Source organism: Comamonas composti DSM 21721 (genome assembly GCF_000429845.1).
Taxonomy (GTDB): domain Bacteria; phylum Pseudomonadota; class Gammaproteobacteria; order Burkholderiales; family Burkholderiaceae_C; genus Comamonas; species Comamonas composti.
This window is the reverse complement of record NZ_AUCQ01000013.1, coordinates 38,087-50,870: the sequence shown is the minus strand read 5'-3', so window position 1 is coordinate 50,870 and position 12,784 is coordinate 38,087. Positions and strand designations below refer to the sequence as shown.

General features: G+C 67.1%; 16 protein-coding genes. All 16 read right to left on the bottom strand.

Going from position 1 to position 12,784, the window contains the following annotated elements; translation table 11 throughout:
* Nucleotides 1–36: 36 nt before the first annotated feature.
* Nucleotides 37–729 (bottom strand): PFL_4703 family integrating conjugative element protein, encoded by a 693-nt coding sequence (locus G486_RS0109275; RefSeq protein ID WP_027015297.1) that lies wholly within the window; start codon nt 727–729, stop codon nt 37–39.
* Nucleotides 726–1,136: a TIGR03750 family conjugal transfer protein gene (locus tag G486_RS0109270; RefSeq protein ID WP_027015296.1), complete on the bottom strand. Its 411-nt coding sequence runs from the start codon at nt 1,134–1,136 to the stop codon at nt 726–728. Before G486_RS0109270 ends, G486_RS0109275 begins: the two co-directional genes overlap by 4 nt.
* Before the next feature lie 12 nt (nt 1,137–1,148).
* Nucleotides 1,149–1,508, bottom strand: a complete 360-nt coding sequence (locus tag G486_RS0109265) for a TIGR03745 family integrating conjugative element membrane protein (RefSeq protein WP_027015295.1) — start codon at nt 1,506–1,508, stop codon at nt 1,149–1,151.
* Between the two features lie 16 nt (nt 1,509–1,524).
* Nucleotides 1,525–1,758 carry a TIGR03758 family integrating conjugative element protein gene (locus tag G486_RS0109260; RefSeq protein ID WP_013520781.1) on the bottom strand — a complete coding sequence of 78 codons (234 nt, stop codon included), beginning with the start codon at nt 1,756–1,758 and terminating at the stop codon, nt 1,525–1,527.
* On the bottom strand, nt 1,755–2,138 hold the full coding sequence (locus G486_RS0109255; protein ID WP_027015294.1) for an integrative conjugative element protein, RAQPRD family: 384 nt from the start codon (nt 2,136–2,138) through the stop codon (nt 1,755–1,757). The genes G486_RS0109260 and G486_RS0109255 overlap by 4 nt, the downstream gene beginning before the upstream one ends.
* Nucleotides 2,139–2,236: 98 nt before the next feature.
* Complete coding sequence (locus G486_RS0109250; RefSeq protein WP_027015293.1) at nt 2,237–2,986, bottom strand: TIGR03747 family integrating conjugative element membrane protein; 750 nt, start codon at nt 2,984–2,986, stop codon at nt 2,237–2,239.
* On the bottom strand, nt 2,983–5,172 hold the full coding sequence (gene traD, locus G486_RS0109245; protein ID WP_027015292.1) for a type IV conjugative transfer system coupling protein TraD: 2,190 nt from the start codon (nt 5,170–5,172) through the stop codon (nt 2,983–2,985). The genes G486_RS0109250 and traD overlap by 4 nt, the downstream gene beginning before the upstream one ends.
* A gap of 4 nt (nt 5,173–5,176) precedes the next feature.
* A complete protein-coding gene (locus tag G486_RS0109240; protein WP_027015291.1) occupies nt 5,177–5,725 on the bottom strand; it encodes an integrating conjugative element protein in 549 nt (182 codons plus the stop codon).
* A complete protein-coding gene (locus tag G486_RS0109235; RefSeq protein WP_027015290.1) occupies nt 5,722–6,324 on the bottom strand; it encodes a transglycosylase SLT domain-containing protein in 603 nt (200 codons plus the stop codon). Before G486_RS0109235 ends, G486_RS0109240 begins: the two co-directional genes overlap by 4 nt.
* On the bottom strand, nt 6,306–7,043 hold the full coding sequence (locus G486_RS0109230) for a TIGR03759 family integrating conjugative element protein (protein WP_027015289.1): 738 nt from the start codon (nt 7,041–7,043) through the stop codon (nt 6,306–6,308). The genes G486_RS0109235 and G486_RS0109230 overlap by 19 nt, the downstream gene beginning before the upstream one ends.
* A 12-nt stretch (nt 7,044–7,055) precedes the next feature.
* Nucleotides 7,056–7,700 (bottom strand): hypothetical protein, encoded by a 645-nt coding sequence (locus G486_RS0109225; protein WP_027015288.1) that lies wholly within the window; start codon nt 7,698–7,700, stop codon nt 7,056–7,058.
* The gene (pilL2, locus tag G486_RS0109220; protein WP_027015287.1) at nt 7,697–8,296 is read right to left on the bottom strand and encodes a PFGI-1 class ICE element type IV pilus protein PilL2; all 600 of its coding nucleotides are present in this window, start codon (nt 8,294–8,296) and stop codon (nt 7,697–7,699) included. The genes G486_RS0109225 and pilL2 overlap by 4 nt, the downstream gene beginning before the upstream one ends.
* 138 nt (nt 8,297–8,434) lie before the next feature.
* The gene (locus G486_RS0109215; RefSeq protein WP_027015286.1) at nt 8,435–10,714 is read right to left on the bottom strand and encodes a helicase-related protein; all 2,280 of its coding nucleotides are present in this window, start codon (nt 10,712–10,714) and stop codon (nt 8,435–8,437) included.
* A 136-nt stretch (nt 10,715–10,850) separates the two neighbouring features.
* The gene (locus G486_RS0109210; RefSeq protein ID WP_027015285.1) at nt 10,851–11,156 is read right to left on the bottom strand and encodes a hypothetical protein; all 306 of its coding nucleotides are present in this window, start codon (nt 11,154–11,156) and stop codon (nt 10,851–10,853) included.
* 89 nt (nt 11,157–11,245) lie between these two features.
* Complete coding sequence (locus G486_RS0109205) at nt 11,246–11,566, bottom strand: hypothetical protein (RefSeq protein WP_027015284.1); 321 nt, start codon at nt 11,564–11,566, stop codon at nt 11,246–11,248.
* 50 nt (nt 11,567–11,616) lie between these two features.
* Nucleotides 11,617–12,750: a DUF6094 domain-containing protein gene (locus tag G486_RS0109200; protein ID WP_281171905.1), complete on the bottom strand. Its 1,134-nt coding sequence runs from the start codon at nt 12,748–12,750 to the stop codon at nt 11,617–11,619.
* Nucleotides 12,751–12,784: the final 34 nt, after the last annotated feature.

The following is a 12,784-nucleotide window of genomic DNA, read 5'->3' as shown; positions in this document are numbered from 1 at the left end:
CGGCCAACAGCCCCGGCAGCTTGAATACAGGATGCTTCATGGGGTGCTTCCTCCTTGGGGCGCTTGCGGAGATAGGCCGCTTGGCGTCGGGCGCGTCGGCTCCGGCGTACTGATGCGCTGGGGCGTGCCGTCGTAGCAGTCGAGCGCCAAGCCGAACGGGTTGCGCGCCGGATCGACGTCCACCCGCGTGACCTTCACGGGGTAGCGCACCAGGGCTCGCTTGACCTGCTCGGCGCCGTAGTACTCGTCGGCGGTGATGTCCAGCGTCACCACCCAGTCGCGGTCGGACACCACGCGCACGCGCGCCGTGGGGTCGTCGCCATAGCCGCGGCCGGGGATTTCGTAGATGCCGCGCACGCGCTGGCGCAGCTCGCCCGTGGAGCGGCGGTAGTCGTAGTCCGCCCGCAGGTAGGCCTGGCACGACGGGGTGAGGTACGGCGAGAGCGTGTGGAGGTTGCGCGCGTAGTCCTCTTCGCCATTCGTCGGCCAGCGGTTGAGGGTCTGAAACACGTAGAACGTGAACGCGTAGACCGATTCGGGCGGCACTTCCCACCACTTCCGGGTACTGCCGGAGCGCAGATCAGGCGGGACGTGGATGGTCAGGTCGCGCGGAGCGCTCCACCAGCCGCCGCCCATGACCAGGGCGACGATGACCAGCGCGCCAGCACCCAGGCGAAGCGTCTTGATGTGCGCCTGCAGATGGGTGATCTCGTTCTTGAAGCGGCTCATCGTGCCCCCCTTGCAACAGACCTTCGGGTGGTCCAGAAGCCGGAGCGTGAAATCAGCACATGGCCGCGCACCCAGCCCGCCACCGCCGGGTAGCGCGTGGCGATGCGCCACTGGAGTTGCCGATACAGCCAAGTGTCGGGACGTCCCCGCTTGAGGCGACGCAGGATGCCGCCCCCGATGAACACGCCGAAGGCCACGCCCAGCACAACGAAGGTGGGCGCGAGCGCGATCGTGCGGAACACCCAGGACAGCGGTGCACCGACCAGCAGGCCGGCGACGCCGGACAGGCCGCAGCAAATCCACAGCTCGTCGGCGGTGAGGCCGCGCACAACAACGGGATGGCGGTTGAGCCGGTGCGGAAGGAACGTGACCGTCCCGTCAGCACGGACGTGCTGCTGCTCGGACATACCGGCCTCGCCTTACAGGATGCCGGTGGCTTCGGTGAGCAGCCAGATGCCGATCACGAGCAGCACCGCGCCGATGGCAACGGTGAGGCCGAACTGGCCCCAGGTCTTGCGGCCCGTGTGGATTTCCGCGTAGGTGCCATAGGCGTGGTAGCACACGCCAATGAACATCGACGCCACGACCAGCAGGGCCACGAGCATGATGATGTCGTAGCCGTAGTTCCTGATCGTTTCCATGATGCCGTTGCCCGTGCCGCGGGTCGGGTTCTCCAGTTGCGGCAGCCCCTGCGCGAACGACAGCGCGGGCAGCGCGGCGGCGCCCAGGGCCACGGCGGCGCGCTGGACAAAACGGGAAGTGAGGATGCGGTTTTGCATGGTCAGGCCTTTCAGGTCAGGAGAGGAGGAAGAAAGTCAGCACGAGGTACATCGCGACGAAGCGGATGCAGACGCCGAGGAACTGGCGCTGGTTGAGGCGGCTCTCGGACCACCCCACGTAGGCCGTTCGGATGGCCCAGACGCCCCAGACGAGCAGAACCGCGAACACGACGCCGACCAGGACGGTCGCCATCGCGGAAGGCGCGATGCCGCTGTTGGCTTGAAACGCCGAGACTTGGGCGCCGTTCATTGCTTGCCCTCCGCAGCCGTTGCCGGCAGTGGCTCGGCGGCCCGCTCGGTGCGGTAGTCGCCGGCCAGTTCGGAGGGGTCGCGCGGCTGAGCGCGTGATGGCGTCAGGTGGAACTGGATGCCGGCACGCACTCGCGCCAGGTCAGCCAGGAGCCGCGGGTAGTCGAAGTGGTAGCGCTCGCCCGGGATGACGGGGGTATGCGCGGCGCTGTCCGCGACGGTGCGCTCCAGCGCGTCGAGTTGGCGCAGCGCGGCGGCCAGTTCCTGACGTTGCGCCGGAGACTCGGCCAAGGCCATCGGGGACTGGCCCAGCAGGAGGGCCATCACGAGAAAAGTGGGCACGCCGCGATGCGCGGCGCGCAGCCAGGTTGAAGCCACCATCGCGCCATTCCTGTGTGATCAGCAATGGCTTGATCGTGGAGATCAGGGCTGCTTTAGGCTGCAAACAATAGGAACCCGCGGATGACCGGATTGATGGCTTAGAGGTACTTCTTGAAGCTGCCTGCGGTCAGGCTCACGGCCAATCCAAGCAAGGCAGCGCTGGGCAACAGGATCACCAAGGGATGCACCGAGATCGGCAGTGCCAAGTACGTGACCCAGGGCAGCACGGCCAGCGGCATCAGACTCGCCTTCGCGCGGTGGTAGATGAAGCCGGATTCGCGGCCCGCGCCGAACCGGCGCACATCCCGTCGCACCAGGCCGTCGATCAGGCCGACGAATGCGGCCGTGAGGATCAGCGGCAGCGTGAGCACCAGGACCAGCAGGCGCACCAGGAAGGTGAGCGTCGTGAAGGCCGCAGCGATCAGGTAGCTTTCGGCCCAGACATAGACTTGGCTGATGTAGTAGCGGAAGTTGCGGCTCTGCCCGTGGCTGGGCGCGCGGGCGCGCTCGGCGGTCTGGCTCATGCGCTCCAGCAACCCCGAGCGCACGAACACCCACTCGTACCCGGTATCCACCAGCTCGTGCGCCGTGCGCCCGGGCTCCTGCACGACCACGCTGCGCGTAAAGTGGTTGGACAGGTGCCCGAGTTCGTACTGCAGCATCTGCTGGGAGTGCCGCCAGCCCTGGTCCTTCCAGAACAGGTGCATGCCGACGCACTCCACCACGATCGAGAACAGCAGCGATCCGATCAGCACCCCGAGCAGGCGGAACGGCAACGTGATGGTGCCGACGATCAGCCCCTGGCGCTGGTTCTGCTCCCGCTGCGCAGTCGAGGCGGCGTCCTTCATGGCGAGGCCTCGCCGGTGCTGTCGTCGGCGCCGGTGGCCACCGCGTCAGGCTCGGCTGGAGCGGCATCATCCAGCAGGTCGTCGGGCAATGCCGCATCCTGCAAGGCCGGAAAACTGGTGAACTCCCACCACTGCGTGGCCTCGCTGTAGCTCTGGCGCATGTACCCAGCCAGTTGCTGCAAGTCCGTCGGCATCACTTCATCGGGGTCCGGCGCCGGCAGCGGCATGCGCACCTTCCAAAGCTGACCGCCCTGCAGCAGCGCGAAGCATTGGCCCTTGGGCAGGCCGACGACGTGCGATGGCTCGATCATCGGCACGCTGGACATACTGATGCGGTCTTGGGTGTTCGACGTGAAGTCGGTTGCGCCGCGAATGTCCGAGCTGTCGGTGGCGCCCGAGACGATGGTGGTGGTATAAACCTCGACCTTCGGCAACTGCCGGGTCAGCAGTTCGGCCGTGGCGGTCTCCCTGACCCTGAGCATGAACAGGTTGTTGAAGTTGCCGATCACCTGACCGGCCTTCGCGCGGTTGCCGATGCGGGCCTCGATGTCCGAGAGCGTCTGCGTGTACGCCGTGACTTGCAGGCCAGCACCGCCGCCCTTGTTGATGAGCGGGATGAATTCATCGCCCATCAATTCATTGAACTCGTCGGCATGGACGTTGATGGGCACGCGCGCACCGGCCGATGCACCCGGCAGACCGTCGTCGATCCCGTGCTTGTAGATGTGGCCGGCGACCGAGACGAGATCGCTGAACATCGAGTTGCCGACCGCTGCGGCGACCTCGGCATCGGACAGCGCATCCAGGCCTACATAGACGATGGCCCGCTTTCGGATGACCTGCATCCAATCGAAGATCGGGCGTGGATCGGCGAGGTCGGAGTAGTTCGGTGCCAGAAGCTGGGCGATCTTGCCGCTGGTGAGCTTTTCCAGCAGCGGCAGCAGCGATGCAACGATCTTGTCGAAGTAGGTCTTGTCGTAGCGCACCGCCGAGCGCAGGCCATCGAGCACAGGGTCGTAGTTGCGCGCCTGGGAGAGGTATTGCTCCAGGGCGACCACGCGCTTCTCGCGCCCGATCATGTTCCTGGGAATGTTCTTCTCGTTGAGCTTGGCCTCGATCTGGACGATCACCTCCCATGCCTTGGGTTCGGTCTTGGCGAAGTAGTGCTGGGCGTACTCGATGAACAGCGCGTCGATGTTGATGACGTGCCGCTGGATCAGCATGTAGTCCGGGCGCTGCCCAAGTTCCACCAGGGCGTGCGCGATGATGTTCACGAAGCGCCATGCGAACTCCCTGAAGGCGGCCGAGTTGCCTTCGCCGGAGAGCTGGCCCGCGATGCGCGTCGCCACTTCCGAGATGCGGCCGAAGCGGCCCACGGCGTTGTAGCGGGCGCTGATTTCCGGCCAGCCCAAGTGGAAGATGTAGAACTCGCCTTCACGGCCCGCGCGCTGGGCCTCGACGTACATCCGCTTGAGCAGGTCCGCGTCCCCTTTGGGGTCGATGACGATCACGACCTCGTACTCGCCTGCGGCGTTCTTGCGCCGGATGTCCTGGGTGACGAACAACTCGGCCAGCCGTGTCTTCCCCACACGCGTGGTGCCCAGCACCAGCGAGTGCCCGACGCGCTCGCCCAGTGGCAGGCTGACGTCCACCTCGTCGGGTTCGATGCCATGCAGGCGCGGCAGTCCGCCCACGGGCGGCAACGGGCGCACAGGGTTGAAAGGCACATCCCAGCCCGTGAGCGCGGGCAGCCGGGACAGAGGGAACGGCGCGAACTCCAGCCGTTCCTCCAGGCGCCTGGCCAGCCGGTAAGCCGGCGTCGGCTCGACGTAGCGGCGGAATTCCGGCCGGTACGTCTGCATCAGCCTATGGGTGTGCTTCTGCTCCCAGAGGAACCCGCGGCCCACGAACAGCCGCTGCTGGCTGACCGGCACGTCGCGGCTGGTCATCACGTAGCGCGGCAGGCGGCGGATGTTGCGCCGGTAGCGCAGGATGACGCGGGCATCGCGGTAGCGGATCGCGCCGTAGGCGCCGAACGCCAAGGCGCTGCCGACGCCCATCGACGGACTCAGCGCGAGCGACCATGGGGCCACCAGGCACAGAAACGCGGCGCCTGCACACGCCGCGACGGTGTATAGCTCCACCGCTGGGCGTAGCAGAACCTCGACCGGCTGTTTGCCCGACATGGCGTCATTGCTCGATGCCGGTGGCCGTGATCAGCGCCGGGTAGTGCCGCAGGCCCAGGCGATCGGCCAGGTCGTCGCCGGCCACGGGCGCGAGCGGCACGCCCGGCGCCAGGGCGCGCAGCCGAGCCAGGCCCTGCACGGTCTCGACGTTGACCACCAGGCCGACCGCGCCGCGTTCGCGCAAAGCGGCGGCGCGGCGGTGCAACCAGGCCCGGGAGACCTCGTCGTCGCCGACGACCACGAACGGCCGCAGGCCGGGTGCTTCGATCACGCGCCGCGCGACGGTGCCGGGCGTGAGCTTGGCGCTGCGCACCGGCAGCATCGTGGCCTCGTCCGCCGGTGTGGCAGGAACCTGGAGCGTTGGGATTGGCGGCCGGACCGGCGCGCTGGCGCGCGGCTGGAGATTCAGAGCTTCGTAGTACGGCAATGCCGACGTGCCGCCACGGTCCTCGACCACGATCAGCGGTTCGCCGGCACGCGAGGCCAGCGGCAGACCTGCCAGTAGCGCGAGAAGGCCCGTGAACGCGAGATGGGCCGGATGGGGTTTCGTCATGGGGAAGTCTCCTGGCGCGCGGCGAGAGCCGCGGCCGTTGGGCGCGTGCCCTGCACGCGGGCGAGGTGGCGCGACACGCTGCGCCGATAGCGGGCGGCGGGCTCGCCGCCTGCGGGGCGGTGGTAGCGGCCGATCGCCAGCAGCCAGTCCTCGCCGGGGGTGTGCTGCTCTTTCAGGATCTCGGCGGCGATGGCGAGGTTGCGGTACGGGTCCAGCAGGTCGCACGCGCTGGTGAAGCGGTGCTTGTGGTAGCCGAGGTTGATTTGGCCCAGGCCCGCGTCGATGCGCGTGTGCGGCGTGGCGCGCATCGCCTGCTGCAGGCCAGCGCAGGCGTCGGCGCGCGTGGCGAAGCGGCGGGACTGGCCGGCGACGTTGAGTGACCAGGGCCACGGCACCAGGCGCCCGTTGCGCCGGATGCCGCTCTCCTGCAAGGCCACGGCGTAGAGCACGGTCGAGGGGACGCCCGCGCGCTGGGCGGCAAGCTGGTAGGCCGGTGGTGGAACCTCCTGGGCGTGGGCGATGCCGGCATACAGGCCGGCAGCGAGCACCAGTGCGCGCAAGAACCGCGATACGGAGGCGGCTACGGCTGGCGTTGCCATTGGCCGTTCACCTCGCGCACGGCGGCGGGCAGATCGCCGGGCAAGCCCAGCGACAGCCAGCGGCCGCCGTCGTGGTTGAGCGTGATGCTGCCAGCGCGCACGCGCGCCGGGTCGATCTGCGCGCGTTTGGCCCAGTCGCGGATGCGCGCGTCGTCCTGGCGGCTGCCGACCATGTACAGGTCGAACTCCTCGCCCGAGAATTGCAGGCGCTGCACGACCTGTCCGCAGGCTGCGCAGCCGTCCTTGACAAACACCGCCATGCGGCCGCTGCCGCGCAAGGGACTGCTGGATGTGCCGGCGCCCGGCTTGTCGTCGGGCAGGTTCACGCGCTGCATACCCGGATTCAGGCGCTGCCAGGCCTCGTCGTAGGCGCGCTGGTAGGCGAGCAGCTTCTCAACGCGGCGCGCCTCGACCTGCACCTGCAGTTCCGCATAGCGGCGCCGTTCTTCGTCCGTGCGAGCTTCGATGCCCAGGGCGGACAGCGGGTCCAGGTTGGGCGAGTAGATACCCAGTGGCCCATCCATCAGCTCGCGGTAGCGTGCCCATTCTTGTGGCTGCAAGCCCCATTCGGTTGCCACCCGGTCGTCCAGCACGCGGGCGGCCAGCGGGCGCTCCTGGCTCTGTGCGTTGCGCGCCGGGGTCGTGGCGGGCTGCTGCGCCCAGGCGGGCCATTGCGCCGACGCCAACAGGGCCGCGAGAAGGATGATCGACGGCTTCATGGGGTGCTCCGGTCAGGGGATCGCCACACGGCGGGTCTGGTTGCCGGCCTGGAACACTGCGGTGTTGCCTTCGATCGCCTGCAGGCGCCACGGGCCGACCGCATCACCGGGCAGCAGCACCTGAAGTTGGGCGGGCGTGACGTCCCCGGTGCTCGGCGCGACGGACACGCTGCGCTGGCCGGCGCGCAGTTCGGCGCCGACGACGCGGAACGGCAGCGGCGGCGGCTCGGTCTTGGAGGCGGCGGACGTGCGCGATGCGCGCGGCTGGGCGGGTGCGGTGGCACGTGCGGCGGCCTGGCGCGCCTTGATCTGCTCGACCTCCGCGTGCAGCGCCTGGAGGTCGTCGGCCGCTGCGTAGCCACTCAGAGACTTCTCGACCTGGGCCGCGCGTGCTTCCAGGATCTGGCGGGTGTCCTTGAGGTCAGCGGCCGTTGCGACGGCTGGGCGCTGCTGGATGGCCTCGATCGTCTCGGCCAGGCCAGTCGCCTGCGCTTCGAGGCGTTGCAGGCGGGAATCCAGCCGCTCCTGGTCAGCCTGGTCGCTGAGGGCCTGGTAGCCCAGGGCCACGAAGACGCTGAGGAAGATCAACCAGAGCCACATCAGGCTCTGCACCACCACGGCGGCGGTCGATCGCTGGGCGTGTTGTGGGGCGTTCATGGCTGGCCTCCCGAAACCATGGGTGCCAGCGGGAACGTCTGCACCGCCTCGGTGGCGGGTGGCTCGGATGGAGACTCGGCGACCGCGCGATCGCCGGGCCGCTCGAAGCAGATTTGCCGTGCGCGGTCATCCGCGTGCAGTTCCCAGGCCGGTCCAGCCAGCGTGAGCAGCGCATCGCGCAAGGTCATGGGGCCGAGGTGCAGGTGTGCCGCCGGCAACGGCAGCGCGTACAGCTCGATCACGGCATGCGCGGTCTGGCACAGGCCGTAGCCGCTACGTTTGAGCACGTGCCGAAGCCCATCCCCGACCGTGGCGCGGGCATCCTCGGGCATGGACACGTCGATGGTCTGCAACAACAGGTCGCGCTGCGCCGCCATGGGTGCCAGTTCGACCAATGTGTAGCGGGCGTAGCGCACGACCGGGATGTACTCGGGCGCCTCGGGTTCGTGCGCGGCCGAGACTTCCTCGATGGTGTCGGGCGCGACCGGCGCAGTCGTCGTCGCGCAGCCACCGGCCAGCACCGACCACAGCAGGCCGAGAAATCCCGCCAGAAGGCGGCGTTCGGGATGGTGATACCACGGTGGAGAGGGGCACATAGCTCGGCGTCCTGAAACATCGAGCCCTCACCATCGCCGCTCGGGCAACGAGCGGCAGCAAACAATGCGAACCAGGCGGCGTCCGATTTACCGGGAGCGGCAAAAAAAACGGCCCCGAAGGGCCGTAAATGGAACGTGTCATGCGGCGACAAGCTGCCGGGCCAGTGCGACCTCGACGGAATCGCCGTCCTGGTTCAGGACATCGAGCCCGGATTCGGGCACGTCGCCCGAGGTGGACTGCGAGACCATGATCTTCTTGGCCATCAGCCCCAGGCAGGTCATCTGCGAGGAACCGGCGTAGCCGAGGTAGATCACGCGCACGGGCTGCTTCTGCCCGATGCGCCAGGAGCGGCGTGCCGCCTGCTGGAGCGAGTACACGTTGTAGCCCGACTGCATGAACACGATCGTCGGGAACTCCAACAGGTCCAGCCCCGTCTTGACCAGCTCGGGGTTGGTGATGAGCACGTCGATGCCACGGTCAAGTTGCTCGGCGATCCAGTCTTCGCGGCGGCTGGCATCCACGCTCGCGCGCAGCACCGCAACCTTGAAGCCTTCTTGCTCCAGCAGCACCTTCAGGCGCGACGTGGTGTCGCGCGTGCCGGTATAGACCGTGTAGGCCAGAACCTTGCGGCCCTGCGCCTTCTCCTCTTTGCAGATGTCGATCAGCTCACGCTCCTTGGGGCTGATCTCGAACTCGTTGAACTGAGCCGGGACAAACGCCAAGGTGTTGCGTGTGCGCGGATGCACCACGGTCTCCGACCGGAAGCAGCAATCCGGCCAGGCCAGCAGCACGTTGAGGACCACACCCAACAAGGTCGTATCGCGTCGCGCCAGAGCCTGTTTCAGCTCCGCGGTCAGCCGACCCGCCAGGTCGCGGTAGGCCGCGGCTTGCGCCGTGTCCATCGCAACTTCGCGGAACTCCTCGTCATACGGCGGCAGGACGTTTCCGCCGATGTCCTTGAGCTTGAGGAAGATGGTGAACGGCAGGATGCAGCGCAACACGCCCTTGGGGCCGAAGCCTGGGGCCTTGACCGTGCGCACCGATACCTTGGTGCCCTTGGCCGTCTTGTGCGCCGTGCCGGTGCTCTCGGAGTAGATGTCCTTCAAGACCCCGTGATCGCGCATGAACGCCATCGCAGCCGAGGTCATGCTGCCGCTCGTGGTCGGGCGATAGCCGTCTTCGATCATCCGCCCGGGAAGGGCTCGGAACAGCAGGTGAAAGAGATCATCACCGTAGCCGCCCATCAGCGTGCCAGTCAGCAGCAAGGTCTTGCGAGCCTTCGCCGCCAGCACGCCCATGGCCTGGCCCTGGGCACTGCCGCCGTTCTTGTACTCATGCGCTTCATCAGCGATGAGCAGGTCGAACGTACCTTGTGGAAGATAGCGCTTCACATACTCGGACGGCTGGTAGCCGCCCTCGCCAAAGCCGAACTCCATGTTGGCCATCGCCCGTTCCATGCGGGTAGCCTGGCGGTCGGAAAACACCAGCTCGCCGTTGCCATCCATGAGGTTGATGAACTCGTGGATGTTGTCGCCGAGCATCGATGCCAGGAACCCGTCCCCGAACTTCTGCATCAGCTTCTGCGCGGTGACTTCCCCGATGGTCGGAATGCGCTTCAAGGCTTTGAGCACGGCCGAGGACTGGTCGCTGCCGGACAGGCTTCGCGGGCGGATCAGCGTCCACAGGGGCGCGGCGCAGTGGCCGCACTTCCTGCGGTACTCCTCGGCTTGAAGCGCGACCGGATTGACCGGCTCGCCGTCGAGGTCGGTGATGACCGTGCCGCAGTCCGCGCAAGCCGCCACGTCGCCGTGGCGGGTGCGTCGCTGGGTGAAGACGGGCTTCCAGTGGAAACCCATCCGCATCCTGACGCGCCCCAGGACGAAGAACTCCTGGCCCGTGGGCTGCACACCCAACTGCTCGCGCAGCCGAATGAGCTTGACGAGCGTATCCGGCCCGTTGAGCACCCACACCTTGGCGCCCGCCACCGTCTCCTGAATCTCCCGCCGCCACTTGTAAACCAGGTGTGGCGGCGAGAGCACCAGAGTGCGGCGGTAGCCTTCGGCGTTGAGCACGGCGGCCGTGGCGATGCCGACGGTAGTCTTGCCACAACCCATCTCGCCATTGACGATCGCGGCGCGTTCGCCACGATCGACCAGCAGCTCGGCGGCAGCGTGGACTACTTCGGCCTGGGCCGGGAACAACTTGCGCTTGAGGCTGGCGACGACGAGTTGCCGGTGCGCCTGCGGTTGGCCGGTATAGACCGGCGGGTTGGCGCTGTTGAGGGCGTCGAGCAGTTCGTCGCCGAACTCGCCGACGAAATCCTGAAGGCTCAGGGTCAGAGGGGCAGATTCCGCATCGAGCAGTTCGCCTTGGACGGGCGCGGCTTCAGCGGCAGTGGTTTCGAGATCGAGGGACATGGTGATGCTCCAAAGAAAAATGGGGCATGCACCACCCCCAGTGGGGCAGTGGCATGCCCCGTGGTGGGAAGAGAATCGGCGCGCGGCCGAAGGTGGTTGAAGATGCTGGTCTGGGTGGCCCGCGGGTGAACCGTGCTCAGTCTTCGGACGGCAGCACAATGGCGGTGACGCTGCGCCCCGCATCGGTGACGATGCGAATGGCGAGCCCCGGGTGGATCACGTAGTGCGATTCCAGAGGCGCGCCTGATTGAAGCGCAGAGCTATTGGCCTCCCATTGCTGGGCAGACACGTCGCCCCAGTCGCCACGGGTGTGCCGTCTGAAGTACGGAATTGGGTTCAGGCGACCCGCGGTGACCAAGCGGTTGATGCCTCTGCTGAAGATGAGCGCCCCGACGGGGAACGCCAGCCGCTGGCAGTAGGTTTCGATGCGATGCGATGCCATGGGCTCCTCCTTGATGGGTCATTGAGCCACGACACCCCTGGCGGAGTGAAGTGGCTCCGTCAGGTGGATGAAGATGACGATGCAGGACCTCAGATCAGGTCTCGCTCTTCGGGAAGCTGCACCACCGTGGTCTGGTGGTCCTCGCTGGTCTTGACGATCAGCACCAGGTCCGGCGTGATCCGATACTGGGAGATCATCAGGTTGTCCTGTTGGATCGCCACGTCGTTGGCTTGACGGGTGGCCTCGTCGATCTCGCCCCAGTCCCCGCGCACATGGCGCTGGACATAGGCCAAGGGGTCGATCAGGCCACGCCGGGCCAGCCAATGCACCTTCTCGCTCAACTTCAACGTACTCGGTGCGAACAACGGTTGCTTGTGCGGCGCAGGCCGCTTGAACGGATTGGGGAACATGGTGTTTCTCCTTCGATGTGGTACAGCAGGACGGCGGTGCGTCCGGTGGATCAGCGGATGGTCAACACCTCGCCCCGTGTCGGGGAGCCAGGCGTCATGTCCCACGCGCGGATAACAGGCACGAACTTGTCGGTGAGGATGCGGGTCTCGGCGATGGAGCCGTCTTCGCGTTCGGTGAACTCCCGCTGGAGCGTCTTGTCCTTGTGGGTGTCACCTTTGACGACGAGCACGCGCCCGGTCTTGGAGCGCACAACCCCCGAGATCGCACCCGCGGCCAGAGCCAGGGCGAGATGCCAGTGAGACAAGGCACGCGCCGGCGGACGCAGCGACTGCTGCGCGGCCCCCAGGTGCGTGTCCAGCGACGGCCAGAGGCCTTGCAGCCGGCCGACTTCATCGGCGAACTGTTCGGGCTCCATCGTCACGCGGAAGAAATGCTCCGGCTCGGCCGGACTGGCGGGGACGATGTACGGCAGGAACGGCCATTCGCTCGGCAGTTCCTCCGTTTCGACTTCGCCTTGCCCAACCTGCAGCAGCAGATTGCGCACGGCCTTGACGCCATCGGGTGCCAGCTCGCGCTGGCGCACCCGGCGGCCGAAGATCACCACCTGCTTGAACTGCGTTTCCACCGCTCGGTAGATCCGCAGATCGGTGTAGTGGCGCGTCAACCAGCCGACCAGCTCCGCGTCGAGCACGTAGCCGGGGACGATGAAGACCAGCACGCCGCCGTACTGCAACAGCGACAGGCTGCGCTGGTAGAACAGCTTTTCGAGACGGGCACGGCCCTGGCCCTGATAGCCGATGTTGCCGTTGACGTCCTTGGAGAGGTCGCCATACGGCGGGTTGAGCCAGAGCAGCCCGAACGACTGCTTGGAGATCATCGTGTCCATCAGGTCCGCGTGCAGGCAGTGATCGACCAGGCCGCGGGCATGGCGCGCCCGCTCCGCGTCGAACTCGACCGCGAACGCCTTGGCCTGCTCGCGCCCGAGGGCGTGGGCGGCTTCGGCGATCGCCACGCCTTCGCCAGCGCAGGGATCGAGGATGCACATCGGCCCGTCGCTGGGCATCAGTGCGTTGAGGGCTCTTTCGAGCGTGGGTTCGTCGGCCGGGAAATATCCGTTTTTGACGAAATTGCGGGCGAGCCGCGGGAACATGAGGGCCATGGAAGTCTCCTGGTTGGCGGGGATGAAGGACGGAAGCACGCCAAGGCGTGCCTCCGGG

Coding starts and splice junctions, on each gene's coding strand:
- G486_RS0109275 (WP_027015297.1), bottom strand. CDS start 729: ATGAGCCGCTTCAAGAACGAGATCACCCATCTGCAGGCGCACATCAAG.
- G486_RS0109270 (WP_027015296.1), bottom strand. CDS start 1,136: ATGTCCGAGCAGCAGCACGTCCGTGCTGACGGGACGGTCACGTTCCTT.
- G486_RS0109265 (WP_027015295.1), bottom strand. CDS start 1,508: ATGCAAAACCGCATCCTCACTTCCCGTTTTGTCCAGCGCGCCGCCGTG.
- G486_RS0109260 (WP_013520781.1), bottom strand. CDS start 1,758: ATGAACGGCGCCCAAGTCTCGGCGTTTCAAGCCAACAGCGGCATCGCG.
- G486_RS0109255 (WP_027015294.1), bottom strand. CDS start 2,138: ATGGTGGCTTCAACCTGGCTGCGCGCCGCGCATCGCGGCGTGCCCACT.
- G486_RS0109250 (WP_027015293.1), bottom strand. CDS start 2,986: ATGAAGGACGCCGCCTCGACTGCGCAGCGGGAGCAGAACCAGCGCCAG.
- traD (WP_027015292.1), bottom strand. CDS start 5,172: ATGTCGGGCAAACAGCCGGTCGAGGTTCTGCTACGCCCAGCGGTGGAG.
- G486_RS0109240 (WP_027015291.1), bottom strand. CDS start 5,725: ATGACGAAACCCCATCCGGCCCATCTCGCGTTCACGGGCCTTCTCGCG.
- G486_RS0109235 (WP_027015290.1), bottom strand. CDS start 6,324: ATGGCAACGCCAGCCGTAGCCGCCTCCGTATCGCGGTTCTTGCGCGCA.
- G486_RS0109230 (WP_027015289.1), bottom strand. CDS start 7,043: ATGAAGCCGTCGATCATCCTTCTCGCGGCCCTGTTGGCGTCGGCGCAA.
- G486_RS0109225 (WP_027015288.1), bottom strand. CDS start 7,700: ATGAACGCCCCACAACACGCCCAGCGATCGACCGCCGCCGTGGTGGTG.
- pilL2 (WP_027015287.1), bottom strand. CDS start 8,296: ATGTGCCCCTCTCCACCGTGGTATCACCATCCCGAACGCCGCCTTCTG.
- G486_RS0109215 (WP_027015286.1), bottom strand. CDS start 10,714: ATGTCCCTCGATCTCGAAACCACTGCCGCTGAAGCCGCGCCCGTCCAA.
- G486_RS0109210 (WP_027015285.1), bottom strand. CDS start 11,156: ATGGCATCGCATCGCATCGAAACCTACTGCCAGCGGCTGGCGTTCCCC.
- G486_RS0109205 (WP_027015284.1), bottom strand. CDS start 11,566: ATGTTCCCCAATCCGTTCAAGCGGCCTGCGCCGCACAAGCAACCGTTG.